The following is a 21896-nucleotide window of genomic DNA, read 5'->3' on the forward strand; positions in this document are numbered from 1 at the left end:
TCTCAAGGCATAAAAAAAGAGACCCGAAGGTCTCTTTTTTTACACAGGTTTCAGCTTACAGGCTGGAAATCCGCGCATGTTGCTCCGCCAGCTTGCCCAGGGCCTGTTCAGCCTCAGCCAACTTCGCACGCTCCTTCTCAATCACTTCAGCCGGTGCCTTGTCGACAAACGCCGCGTTGGATAGCTTGCCACCCACCCGCTGCACTTCACCTTGCAGGCGGGCAATTTCCTTGTCGAGACGGGCCAGTTCCGCGCCCTTGTCGATCAGGCCGGCCATCGGCACCAGCACTTCCATCTCGCCAACCAGTGCGGTGGCAGACAACGGAGCTTCGGCATCGGCCGCCAATACAGTGATCGACTCCAGCTTTGCCAGCTTCTTGAGCAGTGCATCGTTCTCGGTGAGACGGCGCTGATCTTCGGCACTGGCGTTCTTCACGAACACCGCCAATGGCTTGCCCGGGCCGATGTTCATCTCGGCGCGGATGTTGCGCGTACCCATCATCAGGGTCTTGAGCCATTCGATATCGCTTTCGGCCGCCGCATCAATGCGCGCTTCATTGGCCACAGGCCAAGGCTGCAGCATGATGGTCTTGCCTTCGATACCGGCCAGCGGCGCCAGGCGCTGCCAGATTTCTTCGGTGATGAATGGCATGAACGGGTGCGCCAGGCGCAGCGCCACTTCCAATACGCGTACCAGGGTACGGCGAGTGCCGCGCTGGCGTTCGATCGGTGCGTTCTCGTCCCACAACACAGGCTTGGACAGTTCCAGGTACCAGTCGCAATACTGGTTCCAGATGAACTCGTACAGGGCCTGTGCAGCCAGGTCGAAACGGAACTGGTCGAGTTGGCGGGTCACTTCGGCTTCGGTGCGTTGCAGCTGCGAAATGATCCAGCGGTCGGCCAGGCTCAGTTCGACGGCTTCGCCGTTCTGGCCGCAGTCTTCGCCTTTGTCCAGCACGTAGCGCGCCGCGTTCCAGATCTTGTTGCAGAAGTTGCGATAGCCTTCAACGCGGCCCATGTCGAACTTGATGTCGCGACCGGTGGACGCCAGCGAGCAGAAGGTGAAACGCAGGGCGTCGGTGCCGTAGCTGGCGATGCCGTCGGCGAACTCGTCGCGGGTCTGCTTCTCGATCTTCTTGGCCAGCTTCGGCTGCATCAGGCCCGAGGTGCGTTTTTGCACCAGGGTTTCCAGGTCGATGCCGTCGATGATGTCCAGCGGGTCCAGCACGTTGCCCTTGGACTTGGACATCTTCTGGCCCTGGCCATCCCGCACCAGACCGTGCACGTACACGGTCTTGAACGGAACCTGCGGGGTGCCATCCTCGTTCTTCACCAGGTGCATGGTCAGCATGATCATCCGGGCAACCCAGAAGAAAATGATGTCGAAGCCGGTGACTAGCACGTCGGTGGAGTGGAATTTCTTGAGGAATTCGGTCTGCTGCGGCCAGCCCAGGGTGGAGAAGGTCCACAGGCCCGAGCTGAACCAGGTGTCCAGTACGTCATTGTCCTGCTGCAGCGCTACGTCGGCACCGAGGTTGTGCTTGGCACGCACTTCGGCTTCGTCGCGGCCGACATAGACCTTGCCCGACTCGTCGTACCAGGCCGGAATACGGTGGCCCCACCACAGTTGACGGCTGATGCACCAATCCTGGATGTCACGCATCCACGAGAAGTACATGTTTTCGTACTGCTTGGGCACGAATTGGATACGGCCGTCTTCCACGGCGGCGATGGCAGGTTCTGCCAACGGCTTGGTGGACACGTACCACTGGTCGGTCAGCCACGGCTCGATCACGGTGCCGGAACGGTCGCCCTTCGGCACTTTCAGGCCGTGGTCGTCAACGCTCACCAGCAGGCCGGCAGCGTCGAAGGCGGCGACGATCTGCTTGCGCGCTTCGAAGCGGTCGAGGCCGGCGTATTCGGACGGGATCTTGCCGTCGATGCTTTCGTTCAGCGTGCCGTCCAGGTTGAACACCTGGCAGGCCGGCAATACGGCGGCGTTTTTATCGAAGATGTTCAGCAGTGGCAGGTTGTGGCGCTTGCCGACTTCGTAGTCGTTGAAATCGTGGGCCGGGGTGATTTTCACGCAGCCGGTGCCGAATTCAGGGTCGCAGTAGTCGTCCGCGATGATCGGGATGCGACGGCCAACCAAGGGCAGTTCGACGAACTTGCCGATCAGCGCCTGGTAGCGCTCGTCGTTCGGGTTAACCGCGACGGCGGCGTCGCCGAGCATGGTTTCCGGACGGGTGGTGGCGACGATCAGGTAGTCGTTGCCTTCAGCGGTCTTGGCGCCGTCGGCCAGCGGGTACTTGAGGTTCCACAGGAAGCCCTTCTCGTCGTGGTTTTCCACTTCGAGGTCGGAGATTGCCGTGTGCAGCTTGGTGTCCCAGTTGACCAGGCGCTTGCCACGGTAGATCAGGCCGTCTTCGTGCAGGCGCACAAAGGCTTCTTTAACGGCTTCCGACAGGCCGTCGTCCATGGTGAAGCGCTCGCGGCTCCAGTCGACGGACGAACCCAGGCGACGGATCTGACGGCTGATGTTGCCGCCGGACTGGTCTTTCCATTCCCAGACTTTTTCCAGGAATTTCTCGCGGCCCAGGTCGTGGCGGTTCTGGCCAGTGGCTTCGAGTTGGCGTTCCACCAGCATCTGGGTGGCGATACCGGCGTGGTCGGTGCCCGGCTGCCACAGGGTGTTGCGGCCCTGCATGCGGCGGAAACGGATCAACGCATCCATGATCGCATTGTTGAAGCCATGGCCCATGTGCAGGCTGCCAGTGACGTTCGGTGGCGGAATCATGATGGTGTAGGAATCGCCCGCGCCTTGCGGGGCGAAATAATTCTCGGATTCCCAGGTGTTGTACCAGGAAGTTTCGATGGCGTGCGGCTGGTAGGTCTTATCCATGCGCGGCGGGACCCTAGTTGGCATTTATTCAGGAAAGCCGGCAAGTATAACGGGGCAGGGCGTGGAGGGCGAGTTGAAGACGGCCTAAAGGTCGATGCAAACCAATGTGGGAGCTGGCTTGCCTGCGATAGCTATCTGTCAGTCAACTCATCAGTGACTGATACACCGCTATCGCAGGCAAGCCAGCTCCCACAGGAGATATATGTCCATCTCAGGACTGGTATTGGCTGAGCAGCCGCTCCATCCGCGCATCCATCCGACGTTTGATCTCCGCCTCGATATGCGGGGCAAAGTCGTCGATCACGTCTTGCATGATCAATTGGGCGGCGGCGCGCAGTTCGTTGTCCAAGTGCAGCAGCAAGGCGTCCGGCGCTTTTTCAGCCGCGGCAGGCGCAGGTTCGGCAGCGGGAGCCTCAGCAACCGGCTCGGGTGTCACGGGCTTGCCGCCGACCATGTCGAACAGCAGCGGAATCTGTACCTCGCCCTCGACCGATTCGGTCAACAGCGGCGGTTGCAAGTCATCATCACCGAGCAACTGGCGGATCGACTCCAGGTCGTCCAGCAGGTGGTCGTCTTTTTTTATAGGGTTGGGAGTGTCCATCGTTTACTCAAAGTCGTTGTAGCCGGTGATCTTGAAGAGGATAGCCCTGTTCACGGTAGAAACGAAAACTCTCCCGTGCGGCCTGACGAATAGCCGGGTCTTCCACCACCACTTCCGCCACACGGGCAAAAGCCTTGGCAAAAGGCGGCACTTTCAGGTCCAGGTTGACCAACAGGTCATGGTGATCGCCGCAACTGTCCCCCAAACCCAGGACAACCAGGCCGTCGGGTTCGGACTCGGCGGGGCCGTGGGGCACGAAACTTTCGCCCTTGAAACGCCACAGGCGGGCGTCCAGTTCGTCGCGCTGGGTGGCATCGCTGCAATGCAGGTAGATGCGGTGGCCCATGCGCCAGGCTTTTTCGGTGAGTTTGCAGGCAAAGTCCAGGCGCGCGAGTGGGTCGGCGCTGGGCAATATATAGAAGTCGACTTGGGTCATTACATTTCCTGGGCTTACGCATAACCCCCTGTAGGAGCCGGCTTGCCGGCGATGGCGTCCTTCAGAACGCCGCAAGGCTCTAAGGCCTCATCGCCGGCAAGCCGGCTCCTACAAGGGTGTTGCGGTTAGGCCTTGGCGCGATCCAGCAGGTACTGGGTCAGCAGGGGAACCGGACGGCCAGTGGCGCCCTTGTCCTTGCCGCCGCTGGTCCAGGCCGTGCCGGCGATGTCCAGGTGCGCCCAGTTGAAGTTCTTGGCAAAGCGCGACAGGAAGCAGGCCGCGGTGATGGTGCCGGCTTTCGGGCCGCCGATGTTGGCGATGTCGGCGAACGGACTGTCCAGCTGTTCCTGGTACTCATCGAACAGCGGCAGCTGCCAGGCGCGGTCGTCGGCGGCTTTACCGGCGCTGAGCAGTTGCTCGATCAGCTCGTCGCTGTTACCCAGCAGGCCCGAAGTGTGAGAGCCCAGGGCCACGATGCAGGCACCGGTCAGGGTGGCGATGTCGATCACGGCCTGCGGCTTGAAGCGCTCGGCGTAGGTCAGGGCGTCGCACAGCACCAAACGGCCTTCGGCGTCGGTGTTGAGGATTTCGACGGTCTGGCCGCTCAGGGTGGTGACGATGTCGCCCGGACGGGTCGCGCCGCCGCTCGGCATGTTCTCGGCACAGGCCAGGATGCACACCAGGTTGATCGGCAGCTTGAGTTCCAGCACGGCACGCAGGGTGCCGAATACGCTGGCGGCGCCGCCCATGTCGTACTTCATTTCGTCCATGCCCAGGCCCGGCTTGAGGCTGATGCCGCCGGTGTCGAAGGTGATGCCTTTGCCGACCAGGGCGTAAGGCTTCTCGGACTTCTTGCCGCCGTTGTATTGCATCACGATCAGGCGTGGCGGCTGGTCGCTGCCCTGGCCCACGGCATAGAAGGAGCCCATGCCCAGTTCCTTGATCTTCTTCTCGTCCAGCACTTCGACCTTCAGGCCCTTGAACTCTTTGCCCAGTGCCTTGGCTTGTTCGCCGAGGAAGGTTGGGTGGCAGATGTTCGGCGGCAGGTTACCCAGGTCGCGGGTGAACGACATGCCCTTGGCAATGGCAGTGGCGTGAGTCACGGCGCGCTCGACTTCAGCCTGGGCAGCCTTGATGGTCAGCAGGGTGATTTTCTTCAGGGCGCGGGGTTCGGCCTTGGTGCTCTTGAATTGGTCGAAGATATAGCCGCCGTCCACCAGGCTCTCGGCCAGCAGGCGGGTCTTGCCGTAGCTGTCACGGCCTTTGACCACCACTTCATCCAGCGCCAGGGTTGCATCGGTGCCGCCGAGGCCTTTGAGGGTGTTGAGAATGCCGCTGACGATTTTGCGGAAAGGGCGGTCGCCCAGCTCTGCATCTTTGCCCACGCCCACCAGCAATACGCGGTCGGCCTTGAGATTGGGCAGGCTTTGCAGCAGCAGGCTCTGGCCCACTTTGCCGGCCAGGTCGCCGCGCTTGAGGACCGCGCTGATGGCGCCGCCGCTCAGTTCATCCAGTTGCTTGGCGGCGACGCCGAGTTTGCGGCCTTCGCCGACAGCGACCACGAGGGTGGCGGTTTTCAACGTTTCGGGGCTAACGCTTTTTACAACCAATTCCATTTTCGGGTCCCTTATAAAGGTCTGAGAGCCTGGCGTTTGTACGCAGGCTTTAAAGCATGGCAGCTGTGTAAACCGCCAGCGACAAAGGCCGCAGTTTGAACCTCGCCAGCGGAGCCTGACAACCCTTGCCGGCAGCTTTGTGTACGCGCATGAGGTTGCGCAGTGACAGGCGCGGCCAATCACAGGATAATGCGCCATCTTTTTAGCCGGCCCGTGTGAATGGGCTGACTGGTATGCTTGCTTGTTTGGCCGCCTTAGCCTGACAACCCTGGAGTGTCTGGTTTGATCGTCTTCCGTTATCTGTCCCGCGAAGTCCTGTTGACCCTGAGTGCCGTGAGTGCGGTATTGCTGGTCATCACCATGAGTGGTCGTTTCGTCAAGTTCCTTGCCCAGGCCGCCTCGGGCGCCCTGGATCCGGGCTCGTTGTTCCTGATCATGGGCTTCCGCCTGCCGGGCTTCCTGCAGCTTATCCTGCCACTTGGCCTGTTCCTCGGCATCTTGCTGGCTTACGGCCGGTTGTACCTTGAGAGCGAGATGACCGTGCTGTCTGCCACGGGGATGAGCCAGCAGCGTTTGCTGGCCATGACCATGGTGCCGGCCGCCGGCGTTGCGCTGGTGGTGGCCTGGTTGAGCATGAGCCTGGCGCCACAAGGGGCCATGCAGTTCCAGTTGCTGCTGAACAAGCAGGACGCCATGACCGAGTTCGACACCCTCGAACCAGGGCGTTTCCAGGCGCTCAATGACGGCACGCGGGTGACCTACACCGAAACCATGACGGAAGACCGCGCCAACCTCGGCGGCGTGTTCATCTCCCAGAAGAACCAGGGGCAGAACCAGAAAGACCGCGGCATTTCCATTCTGGTGGCCGACACCGGCCGCCAGGAAGTGCGTCCTGACGGCAGCCGTTACCTGATCCTCGAAAATGGCTACCGCTACGACGGCAGCCCTGGCCTGGCGGACTATCGTGCAATCAAGTACGACACCTATGGCGTGATGCTTGCCAAACCCGACGTCAGTGACGAAGTAACCGACCGCGATGCCTTGCCGACTTCGTCGCTGTTCGGCAGCCAGGAACTGCGCTCCATCGCCGAACTGCAATGGCGTATTTCCCTGCCGTTGCTGGTGTTCATCGTCACGCTGATGGCCGTGCCGCTGTCGCGTGTCAATCCGCGCCAGGGCCGGTTCCTCAAGCTGTTGCCGGCGATCCTGCTGTACATGGCCTACCTCACCATCCTGATTTCCGCCCGTGGTTCCCTGGAGAAAGGCAAGTTGTCGCCGGTCCTGGGCCTGTGGTGGGTGCACGGGATTTTCCTGGCGATCGGCCTGGGGTTGCTCTACTGGGAACCTATTCGTTTGAAAATGAAGAGCCGTCGTGGCCTGAAGGAGCTGGCTCGTGGCTAAGCTAGATCGCTACATTGGTAGCAGCGTACTGATCGCCATCCTGGCGGTACTGGGTATCATCCTCGGCCTGGCTTCGTTGTTCGCCTTCATTGATGAAGTCGGCAACGTCACCAATACCTATACGGTCATGGACGTGCTGGGCTTCGTGGCGCTCACCGCGCCGCGTCGCCTCTACGACATGATGCCGATGGCCGCGTTGATCGGTTGCCTGATCGGCCTGGGCAGCCTGGCCAGCAGCAGCGAACTGACCATCATGCGCGCAGCCGGTGTTTCCATCGGCCGCATCGTCTGGGCGGTGATGAAGCCCATGCTGCTGCTGATGGCGTGCAGCGTGCTGATCGGCGAATACGTGGCACCGCCTTCCGAAGCAGCAGCCCAGGCCAACCGCGCCCTGGCCCAGGGTTCGGGCGATGCGCAAAGCTCCAAGCACGGCCTGTGGCACCGCCAGGGCGATGAATTCATCCACATCAACGCCGTGCAACCGGGCGGCCTGTTGATCGGTGTGACGCGCTACACGTTCGACAAAGAGCGTCACATGCTGTCGTCCAGCTTTGCCAAACGTGCGCAGTACAGTGATCAGAAGTGGGAACTGACCGACGTCACCACCACTTATTTCCGCAATATCGGTCAAGGCACCAAGGCCAGCACTGAGGTCATCAACGTGCCGAGCGAGGCGTGGGATATTGCGCTCAAGCCCGAACTTCTGAATACGGTGGTGATGATCCCCGAAAGCCTGCCGATCTCCGGGCTTTGGGGTTATATCCACTACCTGAAGGACCAGGGCCTGAACAACGGCCGCTACTGGCTGGCATTCTGGGTCAAAGTGTTGCAGCCGGTGGTGACCGCCGCGCTGGTGTTGATGGCTATCTCCTTCATCTTCGGGCCGTTGCGCTCCGTGACCCTGGGTCAGCGTGTGTTCACAGGCGTGCTGGTGGGCTTCACCTTCCGCATTGCCCAGGACCTGCTCGGCCCCTCGAGCCTGGTGTTCGGTTTCTCGCCGCTGTTTGCGGTGCTGGTGCCCACCACCATTTGCGCCCTGGCCGGGTTCTGGCTGTTGCGCCGGGCCGGTTGATACCGCGCTTATGTTCAAAAAATGCCCCGTTCGCGAGATCGGGGCATTTTTGTTCTGGTCAGCAAAGATGACGTCTGGCCAGAGCATCAGGTACAATTCCCGGCTATTTTTCAGCGGGCAATCTGCCTGCAGCCTTTTTGAGTGTTGATCCGTGAGTGATTTGAGTCATATCCGCAATTTCTCCATCATCGCCCACATTGACCATGGCAAGTCGACGCTGGCCGATCGATTTATCCAGATGTGCGGCGGCCTTGCCGAGCGTGAAATGGAAGCCCAGGTACTGGATTCCATGGACCTCGAACGCGAGCGCGGGATCACCATCAAGGCCCACAGCGTTACGCTGTACTACAAAGCCAAAGACGGCATCACCTACCAGCTGAACTTCATTGACACCCCGGGCCACGTCGACTTCACCTACGAAGTCAGCCGTTCCCTGGCGGCCTGTGAAGGTGCCTTGCTGGTGGTTGACGCTGGCCAGGGCGTTGAAGCGCAATCGGTTGCCAACTGCTACACCGCGATCGAGCAGGGCCTGGAAGTCATGCCCGTGCTCAACAAGATCGACCTGCCACAGGCCGAGCCCGAGCGCGTCAAGGAAGAGATCGAGAAGATCATCGGCATCGACGCCACCGACGCTGTCACCTGCAGCGCCAAGACCGGCCTGGGTGTCGACGAAGTACTTGAGCGCCTGGTCCAGACCATCCCTGCACCGACCGGCAACTACGACGATCCGCTGCAAGCGTTGATCATCGACTCCTGGTTCGACAACTACCTGGGCGTTGTCTCCCTGGTGCGCGTGCGCCACGGCCGCGTGAAGAAGGGCGACAAGATCCTGGTCAAATCCACCGGCAAGATCCACCTGGTGGACAGCGTCGGTGTGTTCAACCCCAAGCACACTGCTACCGTTGATCTGAAAGCCGGTGAAGTAGGCTTCATCATCGCCGGCATCAAGGATATTCACGGTGCACCGGTGGGTGACACCCTGACCTTGAGCTCCACGCCCGACGTCGACGTGCTGCCAGGCTTCAAGCGCATCCAGCCACAGGTCTACGCCGGCTTGTTCCCGGTCAGCTCCGATGACTTCGAAGACTTCCGCGAAGCCCTGCAAAAGCTGACCCTCAACGACTCGTCGTTGCAGTACACCCCGGAAAGCTCCGACGCCCTGGGCTTCGGCTTCCGCTGCGGCTTCCTGGGCATGCTGCACATGGAAATCATCCAGGAGCGCCTCGAGCGCGAATACGACCTGGACCTGATCACCACCGCGCCAACGGTTATTTTTGAGCTGTTGCTGAAAACCGGTGAAACGATTTACGTCGACAACCCGTCCAAGCTCCCGGATCTCTCGGCCATCGAAGACATGCGCGAGCCTATCGTGCGGGCCAATATCCTGGTTCCGCAGGAGCACCTGGGCAACGTCATCACCCTGTGTATCGAAAAGCGTGGCGTACAACGCGACATGCTGTTCCTCGGTACCCAGGTGCAAGTGACCTACGACATGCCGATGAACGAAGTGGTCCTGGACTTCTTCGACCGCCTCAAGTCCACCAGCCGCGGCTATGCTTCGCTGGATTACCATTTCGACCGTTACCAATCGGCTAATCTGGTGAAGCTGGACGTGCTGATCAACGGCGACAAGGTCGATGCCCTGGCGCTGATCGTGCACAAGGACAACGCGCACTACAAAGGTCGCCAGTTGACCGAGAAGATGAAAGAACTGATTCCGCGCCAGATGTTCGACGTCGCGATCCAGGCCGCCATTGGCGGGCAGATCATTGCACGGACCTCCGTCAAGGCACTCAGAAAGAACGTACTGGCCAAATGCTACGGCGGTGACGTAAGCCGTAAGCGCAAGCTGCTTGAGAAGCAAAAGGCCGGTAAAAAACGCATGAAGCAAGTAGGCAACGTGGAAGTTCCACAAGAAGCCTTCCTTGCGGTGCTCAGGTTGGATAGTTAGGTCCTATGTCACTAAATTTCCCGCTGTTGCTGGTCATCGCCGTTGCCGTTTGCGGTCTCCTGGCGTTGCTCGATCTGGTGTTCTTCGCCCCGCGTCGGCGGGCGGCTATCGCGTCCTATCAGGGCAGCGTCGGCCAGCCCGATGCCGTGGTGATCGAAAAACTGAACAAAGAGCCCCTGCTGGTTGAATACGGCAAGTCGTTCTTCCCGGTGCTGTTCATCGTGCTGGTGTTGCGTTCGTTCCTGGTGGAGCCGTTCCAGATCCCGTCGGGGTCGATGAAACCGACCCTGGACGTGGGCGACTTCATCCTGGTGAACAAGTTCTCCTACGGGATTCGCCTGCCGGTGATCGACAAGAAGGTCATCCAGGTGGGTGACCCGCAGCGTGGCGATGTGATGGTGTTCCGCTACCCAAGCGACCCGAACGTCAACTACATCAAGCGTGTGGTGGGCCTGCCGGGTGACGTGATCCGCTACACCAGCGACAAGCGTTTGTTCGTCAATGGTGAGTCGGTTGCCGAGAAACTGATCGGCGCCGAGCCGAACACCCTGGGCAGCGCCGAGCTGTACCTGGAAAAACTCGGTGCGGTGGAGCACGAAATCCGCAAGGAAATGAGCCGCTACCGCGCGATGCCCGATGGCGAGTGGAAAGTGCCAGCCGGGCACTACTTCATGATGGGCGACAACCGCGACAACTCCAACGACAGCCGGTACTGGGATGACCCCAACATTCCCAAGGACCTGCTGGGCATGGTCCCCGACGAGAACATCGTCGGCAAGGCCTTTGCAGTCTGGATGAGCTGGCCGGAACCCAAGCTCAGCCACCTGCCGAACTTCTCGCGGGTCGGGCTGATCAAGTAATACAAGCGGCGCTGTGAACACAGCGCCGAATGCTTTTCTGGGGCCGGGACAATGTTGTTGCCGGCCCCAAGCAGCACCAACCAGGATTTGAATTTGAACACTGCGTCAATCGTCGATGGCCGCCGGTGCCACCAACTAGATATGGATAAACCGTGACCGTTTCTCTAAGTCGTCTCGAGCGCCAGCTCGGCTACACCTTCAAGGACCAGGAATTGATGGTCCTTGCCCTCACACACCGCAGTTTTGCCGGGCGTAACAACGAGCGCCTGGAATTCCTCGGTGATGCCATCCTCAATTTCGTCGCCGGTGAAGCGCTGTTCGAGCGTTTCCCCCAAGCCCGTGAAGGCCAGCTGTCGCGCCTGCGTGCGCGCCTGGTGAAGGGCGAGACCCTGGCCGTGCTGGCCCGTGGTTTCGGCCTGGGCGAGTACCTGCGCCTGGGCTCCGGCGAGCTTAAGAGCGGCGGTTTCCGTCGCGAGTCGATCCTGGCCGACGCCCTCGAAGCGCTGATCGGTGCGATCTACCTGGACGCAGGCATGGAAGCGGCCAAGGAGCGGGTCACTGCCTGGCTGACCTCCGAGATCGAAAGCCTCACGCTGGTCGACACCAACAAAGACCCCAAGACCCGCCTGCAGGAATTCCTGCAGTCCCGCGGTTGCGAACTGCCACGCTACGAAGTGGTGGATATCCAGGGTGAACCTCATTGCCGCGTGTTCTTCGTGGAATGTGAAATCACCTTACTGAACGAAAAAAGCCGAGGTCAGGGTGTGAGCCGTCGTATTGCCGAACAGGTAGCGGCCGCAGCAGCACTGATTGCCCTGGGCGTGGAGAATGGCCATGACTGATTCAACCGCAACACGCTGTGGCTATGTTGCCATCGTCGGCCGCCCGAACGTGGGCAAGTCCACATTGCTCAACCACATCCTCGGCCAGAAGCTCGCGATCACTTCGCGCAAGCCGCAGACCACCCGCCACAACATGCTGGGCATCAAGACCGAAGGCAACGTGCAAGCGGTCTACGTCGACACCCCGGGCATGCACAAAGGCGGCGAGAAAGCCCTCAACCGCTACATGAACAAGACCGCTTCGGCGGCGTTGAAAGACGTCGACGTGGTGATCTTCGTGGTTGACCGCACCAAGTGGACCGACGAAGACCAGATGGTTCTGGAGCGCGTGCAGTACGTCACCGGCCCGTTGATCGTCGCGCTGAACAAGACCGACCGCATCGAAGACAAAGCCGAGCTGATGCCGCACCTGAGCTGGCTGCAGGAGCAACTGCCGAACGCCCAGATCATCCCGATCTCGGCCCAGCACGGCCACAACCTCGATGCCCTGGAGCGCGTGATCGCCGAGCACCTGCCGGAGAACGAGCACTTCTTCCCGGAAGACCAGATCACCGACCGCAGCAGCCGTTTCCTCGCCGCCGAACTGGTGCGCGAGAAAATCATGCGCCAGATGGGCGCCGAGCTGCCGTACCAGATCACCGTCGAGATCGAAGAGTTCAAGCAGCAGGGCAAAACCTTGCACATCCATGCGCTGATCCTCGTCGAACGTGACGGCCAGAAGAAAATCATCATTGGTGACAAGGGCGAGCGCATCAAGCGCATCGGCACCGAAGCGCGCAAGGACATGGAGCTGCTGTTCGACTCCAAGATCATGCTCAACCTGTGGGTGAAGGTGAAAGGCGGCTGGTCCGACGACGAACGCGCACTGCGCTCCCTGGGCTACGGCGACCTCTAACACACCGTCCCCCCTGTAGGAGCCGGCTTGTGTGGGAGCTGGCTTGCCTGCGATAGCATCAGCACGGTGTAACTGAACAACCGGGTTGCCTGCATCGCGGGCAAGCCCGCTCCCACATTGGTTTATCGCTGTTCTTAAGTTCCGCGAAGAGACTGCCATGTCCCAATCCCCACCCCCCAGCCAGCCCGCCTACGTCCTGCACAGCCGCGCCTACCGCGAGACCAGCGCCCTGGTGGATTTCCTCACGCCCCAAGGCCGCCTGCGTGCCGTCTTGCGCAGCGCACGGGGCAAGGTGGGCACCCTGGCACGACCTTTCGTGGCGCTGGACGTGGAGTTTCGTGGCAAGGGCGAGTTGAAAAACGTCGGCCGCATGGAGAGCGTCGGCACCTCCGCCTGGCTCAATGGTGAGGCGCTGTTCAGCGGCCTGTACCTCAACGAACTGCTGATTCGCCTGCTGCCAGCCGAAGACCCGCACCCCGCCGTGTTCGATCACTACGCCGCCACCCTGCTGGCCCTGGCCGAAGGCCGCCCATTGGAGCCGCTGCTGCGCGCTTTCGAATGGCGCCTGCTCGACGACCTGGGCTACGGCTTTGAACTGGCCAACGACCTGCACGGTGAGCCCATCGCCGCCGACGGCATGTACCGCCTGCAAGTCGACGCGGGCCTGGAGCGCGTATACCTGCTGCAACCCGGCCTGTTCCAGGGCACCGAGTTGCTGGCCATGAGCGAAGCCGACTGGACCGCCCCCGGAGCCTTGTCCGCCGCCAAGCGCCTGATGCGCCAGGCCCTGGCCGTGCACTTGGGCGGGCGGCCGCTGGTCAGTCGCGAGTTGTTTCGAAAGCCCTGACAACCCCGTGTATGCTGTGCTGCGTTTCTTTCCCTTTTCAGGAGCGCTTCCGTGACCACCAGCAATCGCATTCTTCTTGGCGTCAACATCGACCACGTCGCCACCCTGCGCCAGGCCCGGGGCACCCGTTACCCCGACCCGGTCAAGGCCGCGCTGGACGCCGAAGAAGCGGGCGCCGACGGCATCACCGTGCACCTGCGCGAAGACCGCCGCCACATCCAGGAGCGCGATGTGCTGGTGCTCAAGGATGTGTTGCAAACCCGCATGAATTTCGAGATGGGCGTCACCGAAGAGATGATGCAGTTCGCCGAACGCATCCGCCCGGCGCACATCTGCCTGGTACCGGAAACCCGCCAGGAACTGACCACCGAAGGTGGCCTCGACGTGGCCGGCCAAGAGGCGCGGATCAAGGCGGCTGTAGAGCGCCTGTCGAAACTTGGTAGCGAGGTCTCGCTGTTCATCGACGCCGACGAGCGCCAGATCGAAGCCTCCCGCCGTGTCGGCGCGCCGGCCATCGAACTGCACACCGGCCGTTACGCCGATGCCACCACGCCCACCGAAGTGGCGGACGAGCTGCAACGCATCATCGACGGTGTGAGCTGCGGCCTCAAGGAAGGCCTGATCGTCAACGCCGGCCACGGCCTGCATTACCACAACGTTGAAGCCGTGGCGGCGATCAAGGGCATCAACGAACTGAACATTGGCCACGCCCTGGTGGCACACGCCCTGTTCGTCGGTTTCAAAGGTGCCGTGGCCGAGATGAAAGCCCTGATCCTGGGCGCCGCTGCCAAGCACTAAATAACACCGCAATCCCCTGTAGGAGCTGGCTTGCCAGCGATAGCGGAGTGTCAGTCAACACCCCATTGACTGACCCTGCGCCATCGCCGGCAAGCCGGCTCCTACAGGGGAGGATCGTTGGTTTTGGCCGTGCGGCAATGCGAAGCCTTACTGTTTAGCCGATGCAGGTGTATCGTATCTGCCCTTTGCAGGCTCTGGCCTGCGGCAGATACGTGAGGTTGTTGTGTCCCGATCCTTTTCCCGTCGACAAATCCTGGGTGGCCTTGCAGGCCTCGCCGTCGTGGGCGTCGGTGCCGGTGGCGCCTACCGCTACTGGCTGGGGAAAGTCGCAGAGTCTGAGGCGGGCCACGATTACGAACTGATCGCCGCGCCCCTGGACGTGGAACTGGTGCCGGGGCACAAGACCCAGGCCTGGGCGTTCGGCCCTTCGGCGCCGGGCACCGAGTTGCGTGTGCGCCAGGGCGAATGGCTGCGGGTGCGTTTCATCAACCACCTGCCGGTCGCCACCACCATCCACTGGCACGGCATCCGCCTGCCGCTGGAAATGGACGGCGTGCCCTACGTCTCACAGCTGCCGGTATTGCCCGGCGAATACTTCGACTACAAGTTCCGAGTGCCCGACGCCGGCAGCTACTGGTATCACCCCCACGTGAACAGCAGCGAAGAACTCGGCCGTGGCCTGGTCGGCCCGCTGATCATCGAAGAGCGCGAGCCCACCGGCTTCAAGCACGAACGCACCCTGAGCCTGAAAAGCTGGCACGTGGACGAAGAGGGCGCCTTTGTCGCGTTCAGCGTACCTCGCGAGGCAGCACGCGGCGGCACGGCGGGGCGCCTGTCGACCATCAACGGGGTGCCCCAGGCGGTCATCGACTTGCCGGCCGGGCAAATCACCCGCGTGCGCCTGCTCAACCTCGACAACACCCTGACCTATCGCATCAATATTCCCGACGCCGAAGCGCAGATCTACGCGCTGGACGGCAACCCCGTGGAGCCGCGCCCGCTGGGCAAGGAATACTGGCTCGGCCCCGGCATGCGCATCTGCCTGGCGATCAAGGCGCCAGCGGCCGGCGAAGAACTGTCGATTCGCAACGGCCCGGTGCGCCTGGGCACCTTCCGCTCGGTGGCCAACGCCGATGCGCCCACCGAATGGCCACCCGCGTTGCCCGCCAATCCGATTGCCGAGCCCGACCTGGCCAATGCCGAGAAACTCAACTTCAATTTCGAATGGGTCGGTTCTGTGTCGGTCGATACCGACAATGGCAAGCCGCCGAGCCTGTGGCAAATCAACGGCAAGGCCTGGGACATCACCGACAAGACCTGCGCCGACCGCCCGATTGCCAAGCTGGAGAAGGGCAAGAGCTACATTTTCGAATTGAAGAACATGACCCAGTACCAGCACCCGATCCACTTGCACGGCATGAGCTTCAAGGTGATCGCCTCGAACCGCCACAAGGTGATCCCGTATTTCACCGACACCTACCTGCTGGGCAAGAACGAACGTGCCCGCGTGGCGTTGGTGGCGGATAACCCGGGGGTGTGGATGTTCCACTGCCACGTGATCGACCACATGGAAACCGGCCTGATGGCCGCCATCGAGGTGGCGTGATGCGCCAGTTTCGCCCCGCCGCCATCATCGACCGCAGCCGCGACCAGGACTTCATGCGCGAAGCCCTGGCCCTCGCCGCCCAAGGCGCCGCGCTGGGCGAAGTGCCCGTGGGCGCGGTGCTGGTGCAGGACGGTGAAATCATCGGCCGTGGCTTCAATTGCCCCATCAGCGGCAACGACCCCAGCGCCCATGCAGAGATGGTCGCCATCCGCGCCGCCGCGCAAGCCATCAGCAATTACCGGCTGGTGGGCAGCACGCTGTATGTGACGCTGGAACCGTGCAGCATGTGCGCCGGCCTGATCGTGCATTCGCGGATTGCGCGAGTGGTGTACGGCGCGCTGGAACCCAAGGCGGGGATTGTGCAGAGCCAGGGGCAGTTTTTTACCCAGGGCTTTCTCAATCATAAGGTGCTGTTTGAGGGTGGGGTGTTGGCCGAAGAGTGCGGGACCGTGCTGAGCGAGTTCTTCAAGGCTCGCCGCACAAAAGGCTGACACGTCCCCTGTAGGAGCCCGGCTTGCCGGCGATGCAGGCACCTCGGTATGTCAGGAAAACCCAGGTGATGCCATCGCAGGCAAGCCAGCTCCCACAGGTGATCTCCATTTATTCAGATGGAGTGGGGTTATTTCCTGGCGATGACCACCGCCCGCATCGGCGCCGGCAGCCCTTCGATCGTCTTGCTGTGATCTTCCGGATCGAGGAAGTCACTCAGCGACTGGTACTTCATCCACTCCGTCCCGCGTTGTTCCTCGACGGTGGTGACGCTCACATCCACGCAACGCACATCACTGAAGCCCGCACGGCGCAGCCACAGCATCAGCGCCGGCACCGACGGCAGGAACCACACGTTGCGCATCTGCGCATAACGGTCTTCCGGCACCAGCACCTGCTGCTGATCGCCTTCCACCACCAGGGTTTCCAGCACCAGTTCGCCGCCCTTGACCAAGGTGTCCTTCAGCGCCAGCAAATGCTCGATGGGCGAGCGGCGGTGGTAGAACACGCCCATGGAAAATACCGTGTCGAAGCCTTCCAGGTTGGCTGGCAAGTCTTCAAACGGGAACGGCAGGTGCCAGGCCTTGGGTTGCGACAGGTAACGCTGCACCGCCTGGAACTGGCAGAAGAACAGCCAGTTCGGATCAACGCCAATCACGCTGTCGGCGCCGGCGCCGAGCATGCGCCACATGTAGTAACCGTTGCCGCAGCCCACATCGAGGATGCGCTTGCCCTTGAGGTTCAAGTGCGGCGCCACCCGCGACCACTTCCAGTCCGAGCGCCATTCGGTGTCCACGTGCACGCCGAACAGGTTGAACGGGCCCTTGCGCCACGGGCTCAGGCCCATCAATGCGGTGCGCATTTGTGCACGGGTATCGTCGTCGCAGTCGGTGTCGAGGGTCAGGCCACCCAGCAAATCCACCTCGCTGGGCTGGATGTTCGGCAACGCATCCAGCGCACTCTGCCAGCGCTCCAGGTCGCCATGACCCTTCTCCATCTTGCTATCGAGTTGCGCTTGCAGGCCCTGGGCCCACACGGCCAGGGGAGTGCCGACCAAATGGCGGGCGAGAGGGGACAGATCAATCATGGCAAGGCAATCAACGAGGCAAAGTTAAGACACTGGAACCACGGCACGACTTTCGAGAACCCGGCCGCCAGCAGGCGTTCGCGGTGTTCTTCGAGGCTGTCGGGCTTCATGACATTTTCGATGGCGCTGCGCTTCTGGGCGATTTCCAGTTCGCTGTAGCCGTTGGCGCGTTTGAACGCGATATGCAGGTCGGTGAGCAAGGCGTGCTCATCGGCGTCGTTGAAGCGCAGCTTCTCCGACAGAATCAGCGCACCGCCCGGCAACAGCGACTGACGAATGCGCGAGAGCAACGCCAGGCGCGCATCGGGGGCAATGAATTGCAGGGTGAAGTTCAGCGCCACCACCGAGGCTGGTTGGAACTGCAGCGCGAGGATATCGCCCTCGATCACCTCGACCGGCAACAGCTCCTGGAACATCGAGTCCTGGCCATTGAGGTATTCGCGGCAACGCTCGACCATCGCCGCCGAGTTATCCACCGCGATTACCCGGCAGCCGTCTGTGCGCACATGACGGCGCAGCGCCTGGGTTACCGCGCCCAAGGACGAACCCAAGTCGTACAGCACGCTGTTGGGTTGGGCAAATTGCGCCGCGAGTACACCCAGGTTTTCGACGATGGTCGGGTAACCCGGCACCGAGCGTTTGATCATGTCGGGGAACACCCGCACCACGTCCTCGTTAAAGGCGAAGTCCGGCACCTGGGGCAGGGGCTGGGCGAATAGGCGATCGGGTTCTTTGCTCACGGTTGTTCCGGCATTGATGGGGAAAGGCCGGCATTTTAGCCAACTTGGCCCTCGTGTGCGCGGGTTGTCTGATGGAAAGCAGAGGCCGTGATACCCCACTGGCCGAGCCAGTAAGTGATGATCAGCAAATACGGCGCCGCCTCGAACGCCACCACAAACCGGTTGATCCCAATCAGCGTGTCCGAAAACACAAACGACGCCGCACCTGCCGCCGCCAAGGCTGCCGAGCGCTTCGGTACGCCGCTGCCCAACCGAGCCAACGCACGCCAGAGCATGGCGGTGATCACGGTGGCATAAACCACCACCGGTATCAGCAAATCGCCCAGGCCATGGGAGACCAGAATGCTCAACAGCACCGCCCCCACAGCCAGCGCCAACATCAGTGGCAACAACGCCAGGCGGCGGCAGTCACTGAAATAGGCCTTGAGGTACGCCAGGTGTGCGAACAGGAAGGCGCCGAGGCCAAAGATAAACAGGTCGCCCGGCCAGGCGAGCAATACATCGCCCACCAGGGAAAAAATCAGCCCGAGGCTGATCCAGCGTCGATAGTCGGTGGGCGGTGCGTCGTGCAGCCAACCGAGCAGTGCCAGTACCGGCAGCGGTTTGACCAGCAGGCACAGCAAGGTCGCATGGGTGGTCAGGCCGTAGATAAACGTACCGGCGCCCATCAACGCAAGAATCAACCAAGGCATATCAGTTCACCGTGATGGCGCAGTCAAAGGTTTCGGCGGGTTCTGCTTCCGGCTCCCAAGGTTGTTGGGAGGTCAGGCGCAAACGGCCCTGGCCGGTGGCAAACGCCTGGAAGCGCCAGGTGGATTGCCCGCCACCGCCGACCACGCCGGATTCCGAGCTGCTGTAGACCTCGGGGCTCAGGGCGCGCAGCACGCCGCCGGCGGAATCCTGGATGGCCCAGCGGTAGCCGGTGGTGGGGTTGCTGGGCAGGGTGAGGATCAGGTTTTGCCCGTTTTTAAGCTGCAAGGGGCAGGCGCTCTGGCCTTCCACTGTGACGTTTTGTTTCGGCGCACTGGCGCACGCAGCCAGCAGGGCAAGGCTCAGGGGGAGAAGCAGGCGGGCAGCGGTCATGGGGGCTCCGTTCATTCACGACGAACGGCGAGCATAACCGAAGATGAGACAAGGTGTGACAAGAGGGATTTGTGTTGTGGCGACGAACGCCATCGCGGGCAAGCCCGCTCCCACATTTGACCGATTTGTCATCAACAACATCGATCCCTGTGGGAGCCGGGCTTGCCCGCGATGAGGCCAGACCAGGCATTACATAACTATCAGAACAGCACCTTCGCCACATCCGCAAACCGCTTGGCAAAGTGCACCGTCATGCCTTCCTTCAGGTACTCCGGCAATTCTTCAAAGCTGCCACGGTTCGGCTCCGGCAAGATCAGCTCATGAATCTTCTGACGCCGCGCCGCAATCACCTTCTCACGCACCCCGCCAATCGGCAGCACATGCCCGGTCAATGTCAGCTCACCGGTCATGGCCACGCCTTTTTTCGGCGGCTGGTTGCGCGCCAGCGACAGCAGCGCACTGGCCATGGTCACGCCCGCGCTCGGGCCGTCTTTGGGCGTGGCGCCTTCCGGCACGTGCAGGTGCACAAAGGCTTCGTCGAAGAACTTCGGATCACCGCCAAACGACTTCAGGTTCGAGCTGATGTAGCTGTAGGCAATCTCGGCGGACTCCTTCATCACTTCACCCAATTGCCCGGTGAGCTTGAAGCCCCGGTTGAGTGTGTGAATGCGCGTGGCCTCGATCGGCAGGGTGGCGCCGCCCATGCTGGTCCAGGCCAGCCCGGTGATCACGCCGGTGCCAGACAAGACCTGCTCATTGCGGAACACCGGCATGCCCAGTGAGCTTTCCAGGTCCTTGTTGCCGATCTTGATCACCGAGTCCGGCTCATCCAGCAACTTGACCACCGCCTTGCGCACCAGCTTGCCCAGCTGTTTCTCCAGCTGGCGCACCCCGGCTTCCCGCGCATAACCGTCGATCAATGCGCGCAGGGCGCCGTCGCTGATGGTCAGGCTGTTCTTTGCCACACCGGCTTTTTCCAGCTGTTTTGGCCACAGGTGACGCTTGGCGATGGCGACTTTTTCTTCAGTGATATAGCCCGACAGGCGAATCACTTCCATACGGTCCAGCAACGGGCCGGGGATGGAGTCCAGGGTGTTGGCGGTGCACACGAACAGCACCTTGGACAGGTCCAGGCGCAGGTCCAGGTAGTGGTCGAGGAATTCGACGTTCTGCTCCGGGTCCAGGGTTTCCAGCAGTGCCGACGCCGGGTCGCCCTGAAAGCTCTGGCCCATCTTGTCGATCTCGTCGAGCATGATCACCGGGTTCATCACTTCCACATCTTTCAGCGCCTGCACCAGCTTGCCCGGCAGGGCGCCGATGTAGGTGCGGCGATGGCCCTTGATCTCGGCCTCGTCGCGCATGCCTCCGACACTGAAGCGATAAAACGGCCGCCCCAGGGATTCGGCGATGGACTTGCCCACGCTGGTTTTGCCCACACCGGGCGGGCCGACCAGCAGCACGATGGAACCGGCAACCTCGCCTTTGTAGGCGCCCACCGCGAGGAATTCGAGGATGCGACTCTTGATGTCGTCCAGGCCCGCGTGGTGTTTATCCAGCACCTTGCGCGCGTGTTTCAGGTCGAGCTTGTCCTCGCCATACACGCCCCACGGCACCGAGGTGGCCCAGTCCAGGTAGTTGCGCGTCACGGCGTATTCCGGCGAACCCGTCTCCAGGATCGACAGCTTGTTCATCTCTTCGCTGATGCGCTTTTGCGCCTGGGTCGGCAGGACTTTGCCCACCAGGCGCTGCTCGAACTGCTCGACGTCTGCGCTGCGGTCGTCCTTGGTCAGGCCCAGCTCCTGCTGGATGACCTTGAGCTGTTCCTTGAGGAAGAACTCGCGCTGGTGTTCGCCGATCTTGCGGTTCACCTCGGCGGAGATTTCCTTTTGCAGGCGCGCAACCTCGACTTCCTTGCGCAGCATCGGCAGCACTTTTTCCATGCGCTTGAGCATGGGCACGCAGTCCAGCACTTCCTGCAACTCGTTACCGGTGGCCGAGGTCAGCGCGGCGGCGAAGTCGGTGAGCGGCGACGGGTCGTTGGGGCTGAAGCGGTTGAGGTAATTCTTCAATTCTTCGCTGTACAGCGGGTTGAGGGGCAGCAGTTCCTTGATCGCATTGATCAGCGCCATGCCGTAGGCCTTGACCTCATCGGTCGGCTCGGAGGGCTGGTGCGGGTATTCGACTTCCACCAGGTACGGCGGGCGGTGGTGCTTGAGCCAGGTCTTGATGCGCACCCGGGTCAGGCCCTGGGCGACGAATTGCAGCTTGCCGTTCTCGCGGCTGGCGTGATGCACCTTCACCAGCGTGCCGTACAGCGGCAGGGCGGAGGTGTCGAAATGGCGCGGGTCTTCTGGCGGCGTCTCCATGAAGAACAGGGCCAGGGAGTGGTGGTCGGACTTGCTCACCAGCTCCAGGGTTTCGGCCCAGGGTTCTTCATTGACGATCACCGGCAGCACTTGCGCGGGGAAGAACGGGCGATTGTGGATCGGGATGATGTAGACCTTGTCGGGCAGGTTCTGCCCAGGCAGCGCCAGGCCGGTGTTCGACGAAGGGGTTTCAGCGTTTTCGGGGTCGGCGTAGTCGTTCAGGTCGTAATCAGGGAAGGCTTGCTGGTCGCTCATGGGGCACCTGCATAAGGAAGTATGGAGGTTAGATGGGGCGGCGCAGCGG

General features: G+C 61.6%; 19 protein-coding genes. 10 read left to right on the top strand and 9 right to left on the bottom strand.

Translation table 11 applies throughout. The features are described 5' to 3' along the window. Positions 1-55: 55 nt before the first annotated feature. The 4 genes from AC07SU_RS13300 to AC07SU_RS13315 all read right to left on the bottom strand — a co-directional run bounded on the left by AC07SU_RS13300 (position 56) and on the right by AC07SU_RS13315 (position 5555). Complete coding sequence (locus tag AC07SU_RS13300) at positions 56-2902, bottom strand: valine--tRNA ligase (RefSeq protein WP_176994937.1); 2847 nt, start codon at positions 2900-2902, stop codon at positions 56-58. 211 nt (positions 2903-3113) lie between these two features. Then, positions 3114-3503 (bottom strand): DNA polymerase III subunit chi, encoded by a 390-nt coding sequence (locus tag AC07SU_RS13305; protein WP_176994936.1) that lies wholly within the window; start codon positions 3501-3503, stop codon positions 3114-3116. Positions 3504-3510: 7 nt separating this feature from the next. Further along, positions 3511-3939, bottom strand: coding sequence for a DNA polymerase III subunit chi (locus AC07SU_RS13310; protein ID WP_176994935.1), 429 nt, complete (start codon positions 3937-3939; stop codon positions 3511-3513). Between the two features lie 125 nt (positions 3940-4064). Beyond that, positions 4065-5555 carry a leucyl aminopeptidase gene (locus tag AC07SU_RS13315; RefSeq protein WP_494997273.1) on the bottom strand — a complete coding sequence of 497 codons (1491 nt, stop codon included), beginning with the start codon at positions 5553-5555 and terminating at the stop codon, positions 4065-4067. Positions 5556-5837: 282 nt separating this feature from the next. Between AC07SU_RS13315 and lptF the strand changes: the two genes are divergently transcribed. The 10 genes from lptF to tadA all read left to right on the top strand — a co-directional run bounded on the left by lptF (position 5838) and on the right by tadA (position 16318). Beyond that, on the top strand, positions 5838-6956 hold the full coding sequence (lptF, locus tag AC07SU_RS13320) for an LPS export ABC transporter permease LptF (RefSeq protein WP_176994933.1): 1119 nt from the start codon (positions 5838-5840) through the stop codon (positions 6954-6956). Beyond that, positions 6949-8028 (top strand): LPS export ABC transporter permease LptG, encoded by a 1080-nt coding sequence (lptG, locus tag AC07SU_RS13325; protein ID WP_494997274.1) that lies wholly within the window; start codon positions 6949-6951, stop codon positions 8026-8028. The genes lptF and lptG overlap by 8 nt, the downstream gene beginning before the upstream one ends. A 151-nt stretch (positions 8029-8179) precedes the next feature. Then, complete coding sequence (gene lepA, locus AC07SU_RS13330) at positions 8180-9979, top strand: translation elongation factor 4 (protein ID WP_176994931.1); 1800 nt, start codon at positions 8180-8182, stop codon at positions 9977-9979. Positions 9980-9984: 5 nt separating this feature from the next. After that, complete coding sequence (gene lepB / locus AC07SU_RS13335; RefSeq protein WP_176994930.1) at positions 9985-10839, top strand: signal peptidase I; 855 nt, start codon at positions 9985-9987, stop codon at positions 10837-10839. A gap of 152 nt (positions 10840-10991) precedes the next feature. After that, positions 10992-11681, top strand: a complete 690-nt coding sequence (rnc, locus tag AC07SU_RS13340; RefSeq protein ID WP_033902449.1) for a ribonuclease III — start codon at positions 10992-10994, stop codon at positions 11679-11681. Further along, the gene (gene era / locus AC07SU_RS13345) at positions 11674-12576 is read left to right on the top strand and encodes a GTPase Era (RefSeq protein ID WP_016978271.1); all 903 of its coding nucleotides are present in this window, start codon (positions 11674-11676) and stop codon (positions 12574-12576) included. Before rnc ends, era begins: the two co-directional genes overlap by 8 nt. A 157-nt stretch (positions 12577-12733) precedes the next feature. Beyond that, positions 12734-13423 (top strand): DNA repair protein RecO, encoded by a 690-nt coding sequence (gene recO / locus AC07SU_RS13350; protein WP_494997275.1) that lies wholly within the window; start codon positions 12734-12736, stop codon positions 13421-13423. A 51-nt stretch (positions 13424-13474) separates the two neighbouring features. Further along, positions 13475-14221, top strand: a complete 747-nt coding sequence (pdxJ, locus tag AC07SU_RS13355; protein ID WP_176994928.1) for a pyridoxine 5'-phosphate synthase — start codon at positions 13475-13477, stop codon at positions 14219-14221. Between the two features lie 223 nt (positions 14222-14444). Next, positions 14445-15827, top strand: coding sequence for a multicopper oxidase family protein (locus AC07SU_RS13360; protein ID WP_494997276.1), 1383 nt, complete (start codon positions 14445-14447; stop codon positions 15825-15827). Then, positions 15827-16318 carry a tRNA adenosine(34) deaminase TadA gene (gene tadA / locus AC07SU_RS13365; RefSeq protein WP_494997277.1) on the top strand — a complete coding sequence of 164 codons (492 nt, stop codon included), beginning with the start codon at positions 15827-15829 and terminating at the stop codon, positions 16316-16318. The genes AC07SU_RS13360 and tadA overlap by 1 nt, the downstream gene beginning before the upstream one ends. Positions 16319-16446: 128 nt before the next feature. On the opposite strand, the gene cmoB is transcribed toward tadA, so the two are convergent. The 5 genes from cmoB to lon all read right to left on the bottom strand — a co-directional run bounded on the left by cmoB (position 16447) and on the right by lon (position 21847). After that, positions 16447-17403: a tRNA 5-methoxyuridine(34)/uridine 5-oxyacetic acid(34) synthase CmoB gene (gene cmoB / locus AC07SU_RS13370; protein ID WP_176994925.1), complete on the bottom strand. Its 957-nt coding sequence runs from the start codon at positions 17401-17403 to the stop codon at positions 16447-16449. Continuing rightward, positions 17400-18143, bottom strand: a complete 744-nt coding sequence (cmoA, locus tag AC07SU_RS13375; RefSeq protein ID WP_176994924.1) for a carboxy-S-adenosyl-L-methionine synthase CmoA — start codon at positions 18141-18143, stop codon at positions 17400-17402. Before cmoA ends, cmoB begins: the two co-directional genes overlap by 4 nt. A 35-nt stretch (positions 18144-18178) precedes the next feature. Further along, complete coding sequence (locus AC07SU_RS13380) at positions 18179-18835, bottom strand: lysoplasmalogenase (protein ID WP_494997278.1); 657 nt, start codon at positions 18833-18835, stop codon at positions 18179-18181. A gap of 1 nt (position 18836) precedes the next feature. Then, positions 18837-19226 carry a protease inhibitor I42 family protein gene (locus AC07SU_RS13385; RefSeq protein ID WP_494997279.1) on the bottom strand — a complete coding sequence of 130 codons (390 nt, stop codon included), beginning with the start codon at positions 19224-19226 and terminating at the stop codon, positions 18837-18839. Between the two features lie 200 nt (positions 19227-19426). After that, on the bottom strand, positions 19427-21847 hold the full coding sequence (gene lon, locus AC07SU_RS13390) for an endopeptidase La (protein WP_178922947.1): 2421 nt from the start codon (positions 21845-21847) through the stop codon (positions 19427-19429). Positions 21848-21896 lie beyond the last annotated feature (49 nt).

This window comes from Pseudomonas sp. GW821-FHT05H12, from assembly GCF_059419385.1.